We start from the raw sequence: 18462 nt of genomic DNA on the forward strand, positions 1-18462 counted from the left end.
AGACTCACCTTGTTCACCACGATGACCCGCACCACCACCGCCGTGGTCGCAGCGCTCGCACTGACCACCCTCGCCGCCTGCGGGGACGATGCCGGCAGCACCTCGGACGCCACGTCGCCGACCGACACCACGACCGATGCCGACGACCCAAACGCCGAGCTCCGTGACCTCTACAACGAGGCCCTGGACGGCCTCAACCTCGACAACGACCGTTTCACCGACGAGGACAACGCCGCTCCGCTCTACGACCCGACCGGCGAGTTCGAGTACTCACTCGTCGACATCGACGGCGATGACACCCCGGAGATGCTGGTCGCGGCGATCGGAGATCCCTTCAAGATCTCCAAGGTCTTCGCCGTAGCAGATGGGTCACTGATCGAGACAGACCAACTTTTCGCCGACGGTGCCGCAACCGGCGGCGGTAGCCGGGCGGGATTCCACACCAGTGCCGAGCACAACGGAGTGTTCAAGACACTCGGCCGCAGCGGCAACGGCCAGTACGTCACGTCGCGCTGGTCGCTGGAGGGTGACCAGATGGTCGAGGGGCAGACATGGGAGTACAGGATCGACCAGATCCCCTCCGACCTCGATGCCGAGCAGGCCGAGATCCAGTGGACGTCCACCGACGACAGGTCGGCGCTGGACCACATCGGTGAAGCTGACGACGCAGACGGCGCAGACGACCAGGGCGACGGTCCGAATCCGGACCTCCCCGGCGCCACGAGCGACAGCGGCGACAGCAGCGGGTCCGCAACATCCGGCGGAAACCTGCCCCAGACGGACACCGCCTCCCCCGATCAGACAGGCACCGAATGCGGCACGGTCGACGGTGTGACGGTGACCGCCGGCAGTGCGACGAGCTGCGGTTTCGCGATGAACGTCGCACAGCAGGCCCTGCACCCAGGCAGTTGGGAGCCGGGCGTCGCCCCCGACGCCACAGTGACGCCACCGTGGGGACAAACGACGGTCACCGCGAGCAGTCCTGCAACCGGGCAGACGTACACGCTGAGCTGCAACTCCGGAACCGACCCCTTCTACGCCAATTGCAGTGGCGGAAACAACGCCAGAATCCAGTTCAACAAGACCGCCCAAGGCGGCCTGATGTACCTGCTCGGTTAAATAGCCGGACGCTCCGTTCGATGCGCAGGGCAGCGCCGCCGGCATGCACCACGTTCATGTCCGTCCCCTCCCCTATGATTGTTTTACCGGAGCAACCAGATGAGAGGACCGCCATGCGCACCACCACCATGATGAACCCCACCGCACTGCCAGGAAGGCCATGGCGATGTTCCTGACCTGCATGATCCTCTCGGCAGCCATCTCCGCTCTCGTCACCTGGCTGACGATGTGGCTCGTCCTCTCGATGGAAGAGAAGTCGAACGGAACGATCGAGGGGTTCGGGAGAAAACGCCGGACCGTCCAGCAGGCGGCAGCGAAGCAACTCGACGAGTGCCGCCACGTCTGGGGACAGTGGGAGACCATCCAGGAGGAGGCGACAGCTCCATTCACGGTCATCCAGCGGCGCGAATGCGAACTGTGCAGGAAACGGGCGCTGGACAGGGTGACTCTGACCGCGTGACGCGGCGTCGCCATCCCCGCTGCCGAGGCTCTACTGCAGGGACGAGGTCGGCGTGGAGCCTTCCGCACCCCTGCCCGGGTTGGCCTCCAGGTAGTCGGCCTTGGCCTTCTCGGTCTGCCCGCGGGCGTCGTCCTCGTTGAAGCCGAGCCCCTTGGCGATGACGGGCCAGGACTCGAACATGTCGTCCTGCCAGTAGGCCCACTGGTGCGTGCCCGTGGGGTGCAGGTTGTAGACGAGGTTGTTGGAGTCCTCGGTGATGCCGGCCTGGTCGGTCGTCGACTTCAGCAGCTGGGTGCACACGTTGCTGCCCGCCTCGATGGCAAAACCTTCGGTCATCGGCACGATCATGCCGATCCCGTTGCCGTTGAGGACGTCGCCGGACGTCACGTCGTGCTCACCGAGCAGTCCCGTGCCCGAGGAGACGTAGATGTTGTGCTGGTCGGACAGCTTGTCGGCATTGACCAGGGCGTCGTTCTCGCGGGCGACGGAGCCGTTGGGGTCACCCCACATCTGCTCGAACGAGGCGTTCCCACGGTCCAGGATCAGCTGGGTGGCCGCGGAGAACCGTCCGGACGTCGCCGCACAGCCGGAGTATGCGCCGACAGCGTCGTAGAAGCCGGGGTACTTCTGCGCGTAGACCAGCGAGGTGGACCCGGTCATGGACATGCCGATGATTGCCCGCTTGCCGTTGGCCTTCAGGTGCGACTCGATCGGCCCGGGGAGCTCCTGGGTCAGAAACGTCTCCCACATCTGCGTGCCGCCGTTGCCGTTGCCGTCGGTGTCCAGCGTGTCGTTCGGCTGCTGCCAGTCGGTGTAGTACGACATGCGCCCGGCCATCGGGATCACCACGTTCACGTCGCTGGTGCGCTTGCCGTAGAAGTCCACGGCGGTGGTCTGCTTCAGCCAGTTCGCCCCGCCCTCGCCACCGTCGGCACCGTTGAGCAGGTAGATCGTGGGCGCATTCTCGCTCTTCGCCCTGATGGTGACCACCGGGATCTCACGGCCGTCCATCGCCTCGGAGGTGACCTTGAGCTCCTCCATGCGCTCGAACCTCGCCCCACCGTCGGCGTCGTAGACGTAGTCGCGCCAGCCTGCCTTCGACTCCCCGACGTAGCCGTCGCCCTCTGCTTCCGAGCGCGAATCAAAACGGGTGACGATGTCCGCGGTGCCACTGAACGCCGAGGTCGGGACGGCGGACGTCTGGCCCGAAGCGACGGACGACTCGTCGGCGACCGCGGGGGACGCGCCGAGGACGGACAGGGGCAGGACGGCGGCCACTGCTGCGGCAGCCACGCGCGTTCGCGGATTGCGGGGCATAGAGATCCTCAGGAAAAGTCAGGGTTGATTCCATGAGGATACTAACAGGTCTTATTCCACCGAAAGGTATCGGCGCCGCAGCCACTGCGGCCGGCTGAAGAGCCAGGCGAACCCGCTCGCGGTGAGCACCTTGTGCAGGCCCAGGCTCAGCACCACCGCGATCACACCGAGGATCAGCGGCTGCAACGGAAGCCCCGGGTCCGCCGGAAGCAGCAGGTTGAATACGAAGATGACCGTGGCGAGCACCATGATGTGCATCAGGAACACCGGCAGCGTCCGCGAACCGACCTTGCTGAACGGCACCATGATCCGCCACGACTCCATGTAGGAGAACGCACTGATCACCGCGATGATCCCCACCGAGGCCAGGAAGACCTTCAACGGACCGTTGAGCCCGATGAGGAAGTGGTCGTTGGTGGCGTCGACCCACAGGGCCACCACGGTGTAGAGGGCCGTGGAGCCCCCGATGATCCACAACGAGCGCATCCGGGCCATGCGGTGGATCCACGGCGCCGCGTACATTCCCAGGAGGTAGAAGACGTAGGTGTGGAGGATGTCGTTCCACGGCCAGCCGAATCCCGCCATGGGGCTGAGCATGCTCACCGCACCGGCCACCACGATCTGAACCACCGGCGGAACCCGGCGTGTGAGCTTCGACAGCACCGCGAACAGCGCCAGCGCGTACAGGAACCACAGGTAGGACGGTGGCCCCAGCACGGAGCGTCCGATGTTCTCCAGCATCGGCAGCCAGTTCTGCGGGTCCGCTCCCCGCGGCGCGGGGATGTCCCCGCTGTGGCCGACGTTGGTGTCGGGGATCAGCGACAGCCAGATTTCACGGATCGGCACCCAGAGGACGAAGAGCCAGACCATGATCCACACCCGACGGTCCGCGAACTTCCGCCAGCTCTCCGACAACGCCTTCGCCGCGAACAGTCCGGACAACAGGAAGAACAACGGCATGCGCACGGGGCCGATCAACATGTTGATGTGTTCCCAGGCGCCGGTGGCGTAGCCGTTGTTGTTGAGCGTGATGATCGCGTGGCCGCTCACGACCAGCAGGATGCACAGCCCCTTGGCTGCGTCCACCCACCCGACCCTGCCGATCCGTCCGGCACCACCCACCCGGCCGGTTGTCCCGTCCTCCCCGGTCGGGCCGGCGTCGACGTCTGGCGAGCGCGTGGCCCCCGAGGTCGGGGAAACTGCTTCGGGGGGCATTACGATCCGCTCACTCTCTGCATAGCCTGGCACTCACTGCCTGACGCTACTATGCAGCTCCCCCCACAGGGAAACGCCCCGGGTGGGGCGCTCCGGTCAGCCGAGGGGTCAGCCGAAGGTCAGCCCGAAGACCGGGACGGCCAGGGCGAACACGGTGATCGTGATGAGGAAGACCGCGACGATGTTCAACCAGATACCGCCCTTGAGCATGTCCCCGGCCTTCACGTAGCCGGACCCGTAGGCGATCGCGTTCGGCGGCGTGGCCACCGGCAGCATGAAGGCACAGGTCGCGGCGAGCGCCGTCGGGATGACGAGGACCAGCACGTTGATCATGCCGTCGCCGGTCAGCCCGATGCCGACCGCGACGCCACCCATGATCGGGATGAACGTGGCGGCGGTGGCAGTGTTCGAGGTGAACTCGGTCAGCGCCAGGACCACGGCGGTGATAGCGACGACCAGGAGCACGATCGGCAGGGCCTCCAGCCCCTTGACCATCTCACCGATCCACAGCGACAGGCCGGAGGCGGTCACCATCGAGGACAGGGACAGTCCGCCACCGAAGAGGATCAGGACATCCCACGGCAGGGCCTTGGCGTGCTCCCAGTCGATGACGCGGGTGCCACGGTTGTTGACCGGGACGATGAACATCAGCACGGCGGCGGCCATGGCGATCGCGGCGTCGGCGATGGTGATCGACCACCACTCCACGTACTCGGCGAGCAGCGGGATGCTGATCCACGCCACGGCGGTGCACAGGAAGATGATGCCGGCGATGACCTCGGGCCGGGAGATCCTGCCCATGTCGTCGATCTCCTTGCGGATCAGCTCCTTGCCGCCGGGGATCTCCTTCATCTCGGGCTTGAAGACCGTGACGAGGACAAACCACGCCAGGAACGTGAAGACGAGCGCCAGCGGGAAACCGACCATCATCCACCGGGCGAAGCCGATCTCGATACCGTGCGTGGAGGACATGTAGGACGCCATGAAGACGTTCGGCGGGGTGCCGATGATCGTACCCAGCGAACCGATGGAGGCCGCGTAGGCGATGGCCAGCATCAGGGCCGTGGCGAACTTCTTCTGGTTCTCCCAGCCACCGACACGGTCGGCGGTGAGTGACAGGACCGAGATACCGATCGGCAGCATGACCACGGCAGTCGCCGTGTTCGACACCCACATGGACATGAACCCGGTAGCCAGCATGAAGCCGAGCACGAGTTGCTTGGGCTTCGTACCCACCGCGTAGACGACCAGCAGCGCCATCCGACGGTGCAGACCCCAGCGCTGGATACCCAGGGCAAGGATGAAACCACCCATGAAGAGGAAGATCGTCGGGTCCGCGTACGGGGCGGACACGTCGCCCATGGGGGCGACCTGCAGGATCGGGAAGACGACCAGCGGCACCATCGCGGTCGCGGCCAGGGGCAGGGCCCCGGTCATCCACCAGGCGCCCATGAGCACCATCACCGCGGCGGTGACGGCCATGGTGCTGAGCTCGAACGGTCCGTTCTCGTCGTCCGGGTACGCGTCGTTGACGAGGTCGGCACCGTTCGAGGGGAAGAGGAGGTAGATGAGGACGGCCAGGACGATGCCGACGCCCAGCCCGATGAACCGCTTGCGGTTCGACTTCCGTTCGGTGTCGGCGGCCTCAGCACTCTCGGGACCTTCGGCAGGCTGGGTGGGCTCTGCGGACTGGGTGGACTCGGTAGCGACCGGGCCCGACGGCTTCTCAGGCTCAGACGGTTTAGCGTCCTCGCCGGCTTTGGCAGACATGGTGTGTCCTCTCTCGGGGCAGTGAACGTCAGCTCCAGGGTAAACCTGGTAGTATCCCGGGGCTAATGATACGCGGGGCGGGGCTGAATGCGGGGGTGACGATGTTGTAAAAAGTCACCCCCGCCCGCGCGCTTGACCCGCCTACCGTAGTCAACTGAGTCGGGGAACACACAGTCGCCACCCCCGTTTCCCACACCGCAGGCCGGCCAGCCTCCCGCGACCACGCCCACCAGCACACGGGACGTCCCGCCGCGGGTCCTCAACTCCCGGGAGGCCACCGTGCTCCCATGTAACGTGGACGGGTATCACACCCGCGCCGCGCCAGCCCGTTCAGGAGTCCAATCACCGTGTTCCGTCGTCCCCGTCACCACGCACTGCCCGCACCCGGCCCCGACAGGGTCGCCGTCGTCACCGGCGCCTCGTCCGGAATAGGGCAGGCCATCGCCTCTGAGCTGGGACGTCGCGGCCACAACCTCCTGCTCGTCGCCCGCACCAGCGGGCCGATGGAGCGGATCCGCGACGACCTCGCCACCTCCCGTCCGGACGTCACCGTCGAGATCCGCCCCTGCGATCTCGCCGACGCCGACGCCCGCGGCGTCCTGATCGAGGAGCTCACGGGACGCGACGTCAGCATCATCGTCAACTCCGCCGGTGTGGCCACCTTCGGCCAGTTCCGCACGCTCGATCCGTCCTACGAGAAGGTGCAGTTCGAGCTCAACGCCACCGCGGTGTTCGACCTCACCGCCGCCGTCATCCCGGGCATGGTGGCCAGCGGGGACGCCGGCATCATCAACGTCGGGTCCGTCGCGGGCAACGCCGCGATCCCCAACAACGCCACCTACGTGGGCACCAAGGCCATGGTCAACACCTTCACCGAGGCGCTGCACTACGAACTGAGGAAGACCGGCGTGCGCTGCACCCTGCTCGCACCGGGGCCGGTGCGCGAGGAGGTCAAGGAGGACGCCGAGCGTACGATCGTCGACCGGGCGACCCCCGACTTCGTGTGGACGACCTACCCGGACTGCGCGACCGAGACGCTGGACGCCCTGGCCGCCAACAAGCTGCGCGTGGTGCCCGGCGGGCTGTCGAAGGTCGCGAACGTGATCTCCACCTACGTGCCCCGTCGCCTCACCGCACCGCTGTTCGGAGCGGCGTACTCACGCATGGCGCAGGACTAGAAGAACTCGAGGCCAGAAGGAATGGACAACACCGCAATGACACCGAACCAGATCGCCAAGAACGACCGGATCGTCTGGGCCGACTGCGAGATGACCGGGCTCGACCCCGACCGCCACGTACTCGTCGAGATCGCCGTGGTCGTCACCGACGCCGAGCTGAACGCACTGGACGAGGGGATCGACATCGTCATCCACGCCACCGACGAGGAACTCGCCGGCATGGACGACTTCGTCACCAAGATGCACGGCGACTCCGGACTGACCGAGCAGATCCGGCAGAGCCCCGTCAGCGTCGCCGACGCCGAGGCCCAGGTCGTGGAGTACCTGAAGAAGTACGTGCCGATCGCCGGTGCCGCACCGCTGGCCGGCAACTCGATCGCCAGCGACCGCAAGTTCATCTCCCGCTACATGCCCGACCTGGACGGCTTCCTGCACTACCGCATGATCGACGTCTCCTCGATCAAGGAGCTCGCCCGCCGCTGGTACCCGCGGGCCTACAGCAACCAGCCGGCCAAGGGCATGCAGCACCGCGCACTGGCGGACATCCGCGAGTCCATCCGGGAGCTCGACTACTACCGCCGGGCCCTGTTCGTCCCCTCCCCCGGCCCCACCAACGCGGAGGCGAAGATCTCCGCCGACGAAGCCACCGAGGCCCGCCCGGTCTGAGCCCTGCGACAGGGTCACACCTTCATGGACACCTCGGTGCCGCCCTGTCCGGGAACGGTCACCGACACGAAGCCGCCGCCGGACCGGCGGACACGCTCCAGATAGTCCGCGTACTCCCTGGCGCCCGTGACCACGTTGTCGCACACCACGAGTGCGCCGGGTCGCAGGTACGGTTCCACGATCTCCAACGCGGGCAGTGCCATGGGAATCCAGATGTCCATCAGCACGAAGTCCACCGCCCCACCCTGCGCCGCGAGGAGAGCCAGTCGTTCCGGGAGGGTCTCGCGCAGATCCCCGGCGAGGATCTCGGCGTGTTTCCCGAGCCCCGCGTCCCGCAGGTTCCGCTCGGCGTCCTCCACCTTCCCCGGCTCATGTTCGGTACCGATGACCACTCCGCCGGTCTCACGCACGGCCGCGGCGAGGTAGATCGTGGACACACCGTAGGACGTTCCGATCTCGACGACCGTGGCCGCGCCGGAGCTGCGGCACAACAGGTGGCACAGGGCGGCCTTCTCCGGCGCCAGCGCGACCATCTTGTCCGCCAGCATCTCCTTGCCGGAGTCCGTCTGCGTGGAGTCCCACGTGCCGTGACGTAGGCGGGCCTTCACCGTCTCGCGCAGGACCGGCAGGAGACTGGGAAGGATCTGTCTGGTGCTCCTTCGGTGGAGTCGCTCGACGACGCCGCGTGCACGTTCATCCAGCGGGGACGGGGCCGACCTCTCTACCTTTCCCATGACAGGACAGCCTAGCTTTCGTACACCGCCCCCGGAACCCCCCGAGAAAAACTCAGACCACCTCGGGGCATGTCGGGGCCGGGGTGTGCACTCAGTTTGGCGCGCTGGCCACAGGTGGTTTAGTATGAATCCCGCTGCAGCAACGACGCCGGGCCTGGTTGCCGTTGTGCATGCATGGTGGCTGTAGTTCAGCTGGTAGAGCACCAGGTTGTGATCCTGGGTGTCGCGGGTTCGAGTCCCGTCAGCCACCCCGAAGAGAAGACCCCGCACCGTCCCCCGCCTCGTTTCACGAGCTCGGACGGTGCGGGGTCTTCCGCATGTCCGCCCGCACCTAGCGCTGGTGCCTAGCGCTGGTGCCTAGCGCTGGTGCCTAGCGCTGGTGCCTAGCCCTGGTGCACCAGCTGGATGAGGTTGCCGCAGGTGTCGTCCAGCACGGCGGTGGTCACGTCCCCCATCTCCAGGGGCGGCTGAGTGAAGCGGACCCCGAGTGCGACGAGTCGGTCGTACTCGGCGGTCACGTCGTCCACGCTGAACTGGGTGTACGGGATGCCGTCGGTGTACAGCGCCTCCTTGAACGGCGCCGCCGCCGGGTGGCCGGAAGGCTCCAGGAGCAGCTCGGTGCCCTCCGGGTCCTTCGGGGAGACCACGGTGAGCCAGCGGTCGTCCGGCCCCTCCCCGAGCGGGATGTCGTGCTTCTTCACGAAGCCCAGCATGTCGGTGTAGAAGGCCTCGGCCTTGCGGGTGTCGTCGACGATAACGCTGGTCAGGGTGATCCGGATGCTGGGTGTGCTCATCGGCCCGAGACTACCTGCCGACAGCGGCCCGGGTATCTAGGAAAGCGTCTCGAAGCTGATCCCGGCCGCCGTGAGCCGGTCGATGAGGTTGTCCCCCATCGCCGCGGCGGTGGTCTGCTGCCCGGCGACGTCCGGGTTGTCGTCGAAGGCCAACGACAGGGCGGACTCCGCCAGCATCGTGGCCGTTTCGGTGTAGCCCGGGTCCCCACCACTCACCCGGGTGTGCACGGTGCGTCCACCGGCGGTGCCCACCACGTCGACGGTGAACCAGGAACCGTCGCGGCGCTCCTGCGACGGGCCCTCACCTGCGATGAAGCGTCCGGCGACGGCGCGGCGCAGGCGCGGCACCTGGATCGCCGCCACGCCCAGGACGAAGCCCAGGATCGACACGGGAACGGTCCTGAACCGCTTCGCCCCCGCGTTGTGGGTGTAGGTGAACTCCGGCCCGTACTCCTCGCGGGCCAGTGCGGAACGCACGACGACCTGGCCGTCGATCGTGGGCAACGGGATCAGCCAGGTGTCCGTGACCCGGTCACGACGCGGCCACCCCGTCCGCAGCCGGGACCGGCGCCCCACCGGCTGCGACTCCACGCGCCGACGTTCGGACGCCGTCTGCGCCATGGGACGCAGCCGGGACATCTGGGTCAACGCCGAATGCAGGGTGCCGGCGGAGAACTCCGCATTGGTCCGCACCACCCCGCGGACCTCGGTCGGGACCCCCTGCGGCAGTTGCCGGACGGTGTAGAGCACCCCCAGGTCGTGGGGTACGGAGTCGAAGCCGCAGGAATGCACGAGACGCGCGCCGGTGGCACGCGCGGTGGCGTCGTTCTCCAGGAACATCCGGTCGACGAACTCCGGTTCGCCGGTCAGGTCGACGTAGTCCGTCCCCGCCTCGGCGCAGGCGCCGACCAGCGCGGCCCCGTACTCGAGGTACGGGCCCACGGTGCTGACCACGACCTTCGTCGACCGCGCGACGTCGGCCAGGGAGGACGGGTCGGTGGCGTCGGCGTGTAGCAGGCCGATCTCCCGGCCGCTGCCGGCGAGCCGCCCGCGCACCGCCTCGAGCCGGTCCCGGTTGCGTCCGGCGAGGCCCAGGCGCCCGCCCTCGGGCAGGTTCGCGGCGAGGTAGTCGGCGGTGAGCCCACCGGCGAAGCCGGTGGCACCCAGCAGGACCACGTCGTAGGCACGTCGCGTCGGTGCGTCCGGCATCGTGGTCCTCCTTGATTTACTTCCGCGTGGGAGGACCGAGCGTACCCCGTGGCGCTTCGCCACGGTCCACAGCGCAGCCAGCCCGTCGCCACCGATGGAACGTCCGTCGGTGATGCGGTCCATCTGCATCTGGTACCAGGCGGTGCCGACCAGCGACTCGGTCACGTCATCGAGCGAATTCAGGTGGGTCGTGAGGCGGGGCAGACGCACCCGCTCGCGGCTACCGTGAACAATGATCTCGTTGGCAAGTTCCGGGATCAACACCATGGGGCGGGCCATGCCGATGAGGTCGCCCATGCCCTCCTCGAGACCCTTCTCGATGTCGGCGGCGCACCGGAATCCGCCCGTGACCATCACCGGGGTGTCGATGGCCTCATGGACACGACGGGCGTGGTCGCCGAAGAAGATCTCCCCGGTTGCGCCGCTGGCATCGAACTCATCGCCCTGCATGAGCGGTTCGACGTAGGTGCCACCGGAGATCTCGATGACGTCCACGCCGATCTCGGAGAGCTTCTTGGCGACCTCGAGGGACTCGTCCTCGGAGAAGCCGCCGGGGATTCCGTCGGTGGAGTTGATCTTCACCGACACAGGGAAGCTCTCCCCCACCTGCTCGCGGACCGCGCGGTAGACGTCGAGCAGCACGCGCATGCGCCCGTCAAGGTCACCGCCGTACTCGTCGGTGCGCAGGTTGGACGCCGGGGACAGGAACTCACTGATCAGATTGCCGTGGCCGGCCTGGATCTGCACGCCGGTGAAGCCGGTCTCCCGGGCGATCAGGGCGGTGTAGCCGAAGCGCCACACCAGCATCTCGATGTCGGAGACCGTGAGTTCACGCGGTTCACCGAAATAGCGGGCGATGCGCCCAGACATGGGCACGGCGCTGGGGGCGACGGGGAACTTGTTGATGCTGCGCGGCGACTGCCGTCCGGGATGGTCGATCTGCATCCACAGTTCCGTGTCATTCGCGGTACCCGCCGTGGCCCAGGCACGCAGCTTGTCCAGGTGCCGGTCGTCAGTGACGACCACGCTGTCCGGATCCGCGCGGTGCTCGGCATCAACCATCACGGCACCGGTGATCACCAGGCCGGCTCCCCCGTCCGCCCAGCGGCGGTACAGGTCGAGGTGCTGGTTCGACGGGCCCCACGATGCGGCGGCCAGTCCCTCACTCGTCGATGCCTTGACGAGGCGGTTCTTCAGCGTGGTGCCGCACGGCAGGTCCAGGGGCGCGGCGACCGTTGTAGGGGTCACGATGACTCTCCAAAAGTTCAGGTTTCCCGGTGATGATCCGGGGCGTGTCGGTCAGGGACCGCTCAGCGGTCCGTCACCCGCAGACTGTACCCGCCGATAGCCGCCGTTTTCTCATACCCCAGCGCACACCCCCTGCCGGGTGTCATATCACAGTGCCGCGGTGTCGAAGTACAGGTGTGCGTGCAAGGAGCAGCCGGGGTTGAACGCCGCGGCGCACGCGGGGCAGGACGATCCGCAGCCCAGGTACCCGTTGACCGTCATCCAGTGCCCGCACGCCCGGCAGAGGACGGCATCCCCGACGTCGAACCGTGCCGCCGGCCACGGCACGAGGGGGTGGTCCTCGTTTTCGTCGTGACAGTGCAGGCACGGGTAGGTCCGCCCGCAGCAGTGGAACCGGATCGCGACGACGTCCAGCGGCGTGCTCCAGTGAGCACACCCCACGCCGCCGACGAGTGCCGCCGGCCCGGCTGTGTCAGTTGTGTCGGTCATGGCCGCCGAGCCTAGCCACGATCTCAGCTATCGCGACGACGGCCCCTCTTGTCCAGCCGCTCACTGAATGCCTCCCCTGCAACGTTCCGGCGCTCGGAAATCTGTCTCAGGCACTCCGCAAGAGTGTCGGAGGCCTCGCCGAACGTAAGCCGCCCCTCGGCGGTGAGGCTGATCTGGAACGCACGCTTGTCATCTGGTGATTTCGAACGTTTCACCAAGCCTCGTTCCTCCATCTGGGTGACCAGTCGGGAGATTCTCGGCTGGGAACGCTCCACCGTCTCGCACACCACCGACAGCGGAGTTCCCCCTTGCCGCGCAGATAGGCACTGCATCACCTCATAGGCGGTCAGACACAGAGAATGCCGGTCGCCGAGAGCCGACTCAATGTCGTGCTGGGCGACCTCGAACGGATGTGACACTGCTCGCCATGCTGCGAGTGTCGCAGCAACGTCGGCCGTGTCAGCCAATCCCCCATGGTTTTCCGTCTCGCCGGCGGTCACTCCACGCCGGGAGGCTAGGGCTTCTGACAAGGCTTTTCTCCTCTACCGGTTGAAATGCATACCCGCGCATGTAGTCTAGCATCTGGCATATACATGCTCGGTAATATAAATACTCGAAGAACCGGAGACCTCGTGACCAAAGCCGAAGATCACACACAATCACCACACTCACCGCCTATCAACCCGACCGTGAGCTGGACGGCTCTGGCTATCGCCGGCATCGCCCAGATGCTCGTCATGCTCGACTCGACCGTGGTCAACGTGGCGCTCCCCTCCATCGGCGACGACCTCAACGCCTCTGCCATCACGCTGCAGTGGACCATCAGCGGCTACGTACTGACCTACGGCGCCCTACTACTGTTCGGTGGACGTCTTGCCGACACCATCGGACGTCGACGATCATTCATTGCCGGCCTATTGGTCTTCGGCTCTTCCTCCGCCGCATGCGGATTCGCCGGCACCGGAGAAATGTTGGTCGCCGGCAGAATCGTCCAGGGAGTCGGCGCGGCCCTGCTGTCCGCGTCAGCGTTGTCGATCATCGTAGCCACCTACGGCGCGGTGCAGGCACAGCTCAACATCGCGCTAGCAGCATGGAGCGCCCTGGGTGTGATCGGCGCGACCATCGGGGTGATCATGGGCGGCGTGATCGTTCACGCCTGGTCCTGGCAATGGGCGTTTCTGATCAACCTTCCGATCGTGGCCGTCGTCATCATCGCCGCGGTTGCCAAGCTCGATGCAATGCCCAGCCAGCTGCGCCAGAGCCTCAAGCTCCCCACCGCCATCGTCGCGACGCTCGGTGTCGGCCTGCTCTGCTACGGGATGAGCCGCTTCGAGGAAGGCTGGACAAACCCGCTGCCCTGGGCGTTACTGGTACTCGGCGTCGTTGTACTGATCGGACTATTCCGATTCGAGGACAAGGCCCTCGACCCGCTGCTTCCGGTCTCGCTGCTGAGAACCCCCATCTACGCCTGGGCGGGCTTCGGACTCGTCCTTGCCGCGACGTTGATGCTGGGGGCGCTGTATCTGGCGAGCAACTACCTACAGCAGGCGCACGGTTTGTCCCCGCTGAGTACCGGAGTCGCCCTACTGCCGCTGTGCGGCGGTTCGCTCATCTCGGCATTCGCAGTCCCCGGGATCGCCGGGAGGATCGGTATGGCCAGGCTCTATCTCGGTGGTGTTGTCGCGCAGTTGTTGGCCCTGACCATCATCATCGTGACCACCGCCGACGGCACAGGAAACTCCATCATCGTGATCTGTGCCCTGGCCGTGTTCGGCCTCGGTTTGCCCACGATGTTCGTGCCGCTGTACACCTTCGGATCCGCACCGATTCCGGCGGAGAAGTCCGGTGTCGGTTCCGGGCTACTGAACACGTTCAATGAAGCTGGTTCGGGTGTCGGTCTGGCGATCGTCGCCCCGGTTTTCGCTTCGACGGTCGCTTCCCACCTTTCCTCGGGTGGAGCGGCACCGCTTGCCTCCGCAGCAGGCACTCACGCTGGCTTCTGGGTGTTGGGTGGTGTCGCCTGTCTAGCACTGGTCACGGCGATCGTGCTCACGCGTATCCACTCACAGCCGGAAGACGTGAGTGGCTAACGAGTTCCTGCCGAGCACTCACACCTTCAGATGTCATCTGAGTCGCCGCTCATGCAGGAGAATCGCCTGATCTTGCCCTGGGGGACGGCTCAGATGACACGCCGGACGCAGCGTCCTGCGTGCGTCCGTAGTAGATGTCGCGGTCGATCTCGTCGTCGGAGGCGGCGACGAGCATCGCCACGAAGGTGTCGCCGTTGACGTTGAGGAAGGTGCGCAGGATGCCGGTGAACCAGTCCACCGCGATGAGCAGGCCCACCGCCTCCACCGGCAGGTCCAGCGAGGCGGCCAGGAACATCGCGACCACCGGGAAGCCGCCCGGCACGGTGATCGTGCCCATGTTCAGCATGATCGACAGGGCGACACCGAGCACGATCTGCCCGAAGCTCAGCTCCACCCCACCGGCCTGGGCGAGGAACAGGATCACGATCATGTAGTTGAGCACCGCGCCGTAGGAGCCCATCGTCAGCCCGATGGACAGGGTGAAGTTCGCGACCCGCTTGCTCACCCCGACCTTCTCCACCGTGTTGCGCAGCACCGTCGGGAAGGTGACCGCAGAACTCGTGGTCGTCACGGCGACCACTGTCTGCTCCACGAGCTTGCCGGGCAGCAGCCACACGTTCAGCCTGGTCCGCACCCAGATCACCAGCATGAAGAGCGCCATCAGGATCAGCACGCCGATAAGCGTGGCGACCAGGTACTTCACCGCCGAGGTGATCACGGCGACCCCCTGCTCACCGGTCAGCGCCGCCAGCAGGCAGAACACGCCGACGGGGGCGATGTACATCACGTACTGGATCATCGTCAGGACCACGGCCTGGATGCCCTCGAAGATGCCGATCAGGGTGCGGTTGCCGGTCTGCGCCATGTAGCGGTGCAGCGCGATGCCGAAGATCAGGGAGAACACGATGATCGGCAGCATGTCGGCGGTGGCCATCGCCTCGACGATGTTGGTGGAGACGAAGCCGAGAAGGGTATCCTGCCAGCTGCTGGCCTGCTCGGCCCCTTCCTCCAGCGACGGGTCGAGTTCGCCGGTGAAGACCATGCCGTCGCCCGGACGGATCAGGGTGCCGAGCACCCACGCCAGGACGGCGGCGACGAAGGAGAAGGCGAGCATCCAGCCGAAGGTGCGCGCGGCCATGCGTCCGGTGCCTTTGCCGCTCATCGACCCGGTCGCCACGATGACGGACGCCATGACCAGCGGGACGATGGACATCTGGATCAGCCGGATGAACATGTCACCGAGGAACTGCAGGTTCGCGGCCCAGTCGCCGACGATCAGGCCGAAGACCATGCCGGTGATCGCGGCGACTCCGATGTGCAGGGCGGGGTTGCGCAGGAGTGCGCGTCTTCTCATCGATGACATGCCGTCCGAACCTATTCGTCACGTGTTTCGCGCCGATGGCGTCGACGTTAAGCCGGAGGTTAACCCGCTAGGGTGGCGGGATGGACACCACGGACACGCTCGCCGAACTCGCCGACGTCGGCCGCGGCATGCTGACGGCCGGTGCCCCGCTGCTCCTGCTCTGCGCACTGCTGCTGGTGGCGGTGCACCTGGTCGAACGGCGCAGGACCACACCACGGCAGGACGCCCCGCTGGGTAACGTCCTCGCCGCGCTCGCCGGCGCCGTCACCGGTGTGGTGCTCTGGCTGGTGTGGTTCACGCTGGGGCTCCCGGGGGACCTGGAGGTGCTGATGTACGTCGGCGCGGCAGCGTCCTCCTTCGGTGCGTTGGTCTGGTTATCGTGGAGGACGCGATGGCGGTGGACCGGGCCGTTCTCCGTGGCGTTGGCCGGGCTGACGGGGTTCTCCACAGCTATGGCGGTGGCCTCCGGAACCGACGATGTCAGCGGTCTGTGGGTGGTGGGCTACCTGGTGACGACCGTGCTCGGCGTGTGCTTCCTTGCGGTGGTCACGCTGGGTGTGGTCGTGGTGCGGGAGAACTGAGCCGCCGGCGGCGTTCGAACGCCGGCGTTGATTGCTGACGTTCATGTCCGTGCCGTGTTCTAGGGTGGGGCCCATGCCGAGCAACCCCTATGACGACCGTCTCTTCGTCCGCGCCACCGAGATCCTGCGGGAGCTGACCGGACGCCCGGACGCCGCGTTCCGCGACGGGCAGTTCGACGCCATCGCCGCGCTGGTCGCCGACCACAAACGCGTCCTGGTCGTGCAGCGCACCGGCTGGGGAAAGTCGGCGGTCTACTTCGTCGCCGCCCGCCTCATCCGCGAGGGTTTCGGCAGCGCAGACAGCGCAGGCAGTGCCGGTGGGCCCACGTTGATCATCTCCCCGTTGCTGGCGTTGATGCGCGACCAGGTCGCCGCCGCCGAACGCGCCGGCGTGCACGCGGCCACGATCAACTCCGCCAACGCCACCGAGTGGGACGCGGTGCTCGACAGCCTCACCGCCGGTGAGCTGGACGTGCTGCTGATCTCCCCCGAGCGCCTGACCAACCCGAAATTCCGCACCAACGTGCTGGACGTGCTGCTCGATCCGTCGCGCACCGGGGTGGGGATGATCGTGGTGGACGAGGCGCACTGCATCTCCGACTGGGGGCACGACTTCCGCCCGGACTACCGGCGGATCGGCGCGCTGCTGGACGGGCTGCCCGCCGACCTCCCGGTGCTGGCGACCACGGCCACGGCGAATTCGCGGGTGGTCACGGATGTCGCTGCCCAGCTCGGCGACGACACGATGGTGGTGCGCGGGGCGTTGTCCCGCGACTCACTGCGCCTGGGTGTGGCCCCGACGGCGACGGCGGAGCACCGTATCGGCTGGTTGGCCCAGCATCTCGGGGACTTCCAGGGCGCCGGCATCATCTACGCGTTGACCGTGTCGGCGGCAGAGGACACGACCCGGGCCTTGGCCGAGGCCGGCTGGGACGTGGCGTCCTACACGGGCCGGACAGACGCCGAGGACCGCGCCCGCCTGGAGCAGTCGTTGAAGGACAACGAGATCAAGGCCCTGGTCGCCACCAGCGCGCTGGGCATGGGCTTCGACAAACCCGACCTCGGCTTCGTTGTGCACCTGGGTGCCCCGAGCTCCGCTGTGGCGTACTACCAGCAGGTCGGACGTGCCGGCCGTGCCACGGACAATGCCGACGTACTGTTGTTGCCCGGTGGCGAGGACCCGAACATCTGGGAGTACTTCGCCACGGCCTCGATGCCGGATGAGCAGGAGGCGCAGGCGGTCCTCGCGGCGTTGTCGGATGCGGCAGGCTCGGGGTCGGCCCTGTCGGTGCCGGCCCTGGAGCCGATGGTCGGGGTGAAGCGTTCCCGGCTGGATCTGCTGCTCAAGACCCTGCAGGTCGACGGCGCGGTCGACCGGGTGCAGGGTGGCTTCGTCGCCACAGGAACGCCCTGGACGTACGACGCCGAGCGCTACGCCGCGGTCGCGCAGGCCCGCCGCCGCGAGGCCGAGGCGATGCTGGAGTACGAGTCCGGCACCATGTGCCGGATGCGCTTCCTCTCCGAGACGCTGGACGACCCGGAGGCCCACGACTGCGGCCGGTGCGACGTGTGCGCCGGGCAGTGGTGGGACAGCGTGGTCAGCGAGGACAACACCTCCGGGGCCCGGCGGATCCTGTCCGGACTCGGTCTGCCGGCCGAACCGCGCGGCCAGTGGCCGTCGGGCATGGCCACGATCGGGGTGCCGCTGAAGGGGAAACTCCCCGCCGAGGAGAAGGTGTCGCCCGGACGTGCCGTCGCCAGGTTCACCGACCTGGGTGCAGGTCAGGTGTTGCGCGGCTTCCTCGCCGAGGGTGCGGAGGACTCCCCCGTACCGAAGAACATCGCCGACTGGTGCATCACTGTGCTCAAGGAGTGGGACTGGGAGGAACGCCCCACGGTCGTCGTCGGCATGCCGAGCGTGACCCGGCCGACGACCAGCGCGGACCTGGCGCGGGGACTGGCGCAGATCGGCCGGATGACCGATGCCGGCCAGCTGGCGTACACCCGTGCCCCCGGCTCGCCGGACGTCAACAGCGCATACCGGGTACAGAACCTCCACGAGGCCTTCCGCCTGGACCCGGCCACCGCCGAGGCAGTCGCCGGTCAGGTCGTGTTGCTCGTCGACACCGAGATCGGTTCCCGGTGGGCGGTGACCATGGCCGGCCGTGAGCTGCGCCGTGCCGGGGCGCGTGCGGTGCTCCCCTTCGCCCTGGCGCTGCGGGGCTGACC

Annotated in this window: 16 protein-coding genes and 1 tRNA gene; 8 read left to right on the forward strand and 9 right to left on the reverse strand. The window is 67.0% G+C overall.

All coding sequences use genetic code 11. The annotated features are described in order from the left end of the window. Nucleotides 1–21: 21 nt before the first annotated feature. The gene (locus tag ACT3UN_RS10295) at nt 22–1119 is read left to right on the forward strand and encodes a hypothetical protein (protein WP_441582287.1); all 1098 of its coding nucleotides are present in this window, start codon (nt 22–24) and stop codon (nt 1117–1119) included. Between the two features lie 160 nt (nt 1120–1279). Continuing rightward, on the forward strand, nt 1280–1579 hold the full coding sequence (locus ACT3UN_RS10300) for a hypothetical protein (RefSeq protein ID WP_301442316.1): 300 nt from the start codon (nt 1280–1282) through the stop codon (nt 1577–1579). Nucleotides 1580–1609: 30 nt separating this feature from the next. Here ACT3UN_RS10300 and ACT3UN_RS10305 read toward each other — a convergent pair whose 3' ends face one another. From ACT3UN_RS10305 to ACT3UN_RS10315, 3 genes are all read right to left on the reverse strand, one after another. After that, a complete protein-coding gene (locus ACT3UN_RS10305) occupies nt 1610–2896 on the reverse strand; it encodes an alpha/beta hydrolase (protein WP_444656987.1) in 1287 nt (428 codons plus the stop codon). 51 nt (nt 2897–2947) lie between these two features. Next, entirely contained in the window at nt 2948–4111 is a 1164-nt protein-coding gene (locus ACT3UN_RS10310; protein WP_441579072.1) for an acyltransferase family protein, read from the reverse strand. Between the two features lie 108 nt (nt 4112–4219). Continuing rightward, nucleotides 4220–5881 carry an SLC13 family permease gene (locus ACT3UN_RS10315; protein ID WP_444656988.1) on the reverse strand — a complete coding sequence of 554 codons (1662 nt, stop codon included), beginning with the start codon at nt 5879–5881 and terminating at the stop codon, nt 4220–4222. A 347-nt stretch (nt 5882–6228) separates the two neighbouring features. On the opposite strand from ACT3UN_RS10315, the gene cmrA reads away from it, so the two are divergent. Further along, nucleotides 6229–7059 (forward strand): mycolate reductase, encoded by an 831-nt coding sequence (cmrA, locus tag ACT3UN_RS10320; RefSeq protein ID WP_301444133.1) that lies wholly within the window; start codon nt 6229–6231, stop codon nt 7057–7059. 36 nt (nt 7060–7095) lie between these two features. Further along, nucleotides 7096–7725, forward strand: a complete 630-nt coding sequence (gene orn / locus ACT3UN_RS10325; protein ID WP_441579073.1) for an oligoribonuclease — start codon at nt 7096–7098, stop codon at nt 7723–7725. Between the two features lie 14 nt (nt 7726–7739). On the opposite strand, the gene ACT3UN_RS10330 is transcribed toward orn, so the two are convergent. Further along, complete coding sequence (locus tag ACT3UN_RS10330) at nt 7740–8459, reverse strand: O-methyltransferase (RefSeq protein WP_301444131.1); 720 nt, start codon at nt 8457–8459, stop codon at nt 7740–7742. A gap of 177 nt (nt 8460–8636) precedes the next feature. On the opposite strand from ACT3UN_RS10330, the gene ACT3UN_RS10335 reads away from it, so the two are divergent. Then, a tRNA-His gene (locus ACT3UN_RS10335) sits at nt 8637–8709 on the forward strand. Between the two features lie 133 nt (nt 8710–8842). On the opposite strand, the gene ACT3UN_RS10340 is transcribed toward ACT3UN_RS10335, so the two are convergent. The 4 genes from ACT3UN_RS10340 to ACT3UN_RS10355 all read right to left on the reverse strand — a co-directional run bounded on the left by ACT3UN_RS10340 (nt 8843) and on the right by ACT3UN_RS10355 (nt 12699). Continuing rightward, nucleotides 8843–9238 carry a VOC family protein gene (locus ACT3UN_RS10340; RefSeq protein ID WP_301442558.1) on the reverse strand — a complete coding sequence of 132 codons (396 nt, stop codon included), beginning with the start codon at nt 9236–9238 and terminating at the stop codon, nt 8843–8845. Nucleotides 9239–9289: 51 nt separating this feature from the next. Continuing rightward, complete coding sequence (locus tag ACT3UN_RS10345) at nt 9290–11710, reverse strand: oxidoreductase (RefSeq protein ID WP_444656989.1); 2421 nt, start codon at nt 11708–11710, stop codon at nt 9290–9292. A 147-nt stretch (nt 11711–11857) separates the two neighbouring features. Beyond that, on the reverse strand, nt 11858–12199 hold the full coding sequence (locus ACT3UN_RS10350; protein ID WP_301442546.1) for a CHY zinc finger protein: 342 nt from the start codon (nt 12197–12199) through the stop codon (nt 11858–11860). Between the two features lie 23 nt (nt 12200–12222). Next, nucleotides 12223–12699 (reverse strand): MarR family winged helix-turn-helix transcriptional regulator, encoded by a 477-nt coding sequence (locus tag ACT3UN_RS10355; RefSeq protein WP_444656990.1) that lies wholly within the window; start codon nt 12697–12699, stop codon nt 12223–12225. Between the two features lie 132 nt (nt 12700–12831). Between ACT3UN_RS10355 and ACT3UN_RS10360 the strand changes: the two genes are divergently transcribed. After that, entirely contained in the window at nt 12832–14289 is a 1458-nt protein-coding gene (locus ACT3UN_RS10360; protein ID WP_444656991.1) for an MFS transporter, read from the forward strand. A gap of 49 nt (nt 14290–14338) precedes the next feature. Here the strand turns inward: ACT3UN_RS10360 and ACT3UN_RS10365 are convergent, their stop codons facing one another. Beyond that, complete coding sequence (locus tag ACT3UN_RS10365) at nt 14339–15643, reverse strand: dicarboxylate/amino acid:cation symporter (RefSeq protein ID WP_444656992.1); 1305 nt, start codon at nt 15641–15643, stop codon at nt 14339–14341. Between the two features lie 89 nt (nt 15644–15732). Between ACT3UN_RS10365 and ACT3UN_RS10370 the strand changes: the two genes are divergently transcribed. After that, nucleotides 15733–16233 (forward strand): hypothetical protein, encoded by a 501-nt coding sequence (locus tag ACT3UN_RS10370; RefSeq protein ID WP_301442550.1) that lies wholly within the window; start codon nt 15733–15735, stop codon nt 16231–16233. A 73-nt stretch (nt 16234–16306) separates the two neighbouring features. Then, nucleotides 16307–18460 (forward strand): RecQ family ATP-dependent DNA helicase, encoded by a 2154-nt coding sequence (locus ACT3UN_RS10375; protein WP_444656993.1) that lies wholly within the window; start codon nt 16307–16309, stop codon nt 18458–18460. Nucleotides 18461–18462 lie beyond the last annotated feature (2 nt).

It is taken from the genome of Corynebacterium sp. AOP12-C2-36, from assembly GCF_052379185.1.
In the GTDB taxonomy this organism is placed as follows: Bacteria; Actinomycetota; Actinomycetes; order Mycobacteriales; family Mycobacteriaceae; genus Corynebacterium.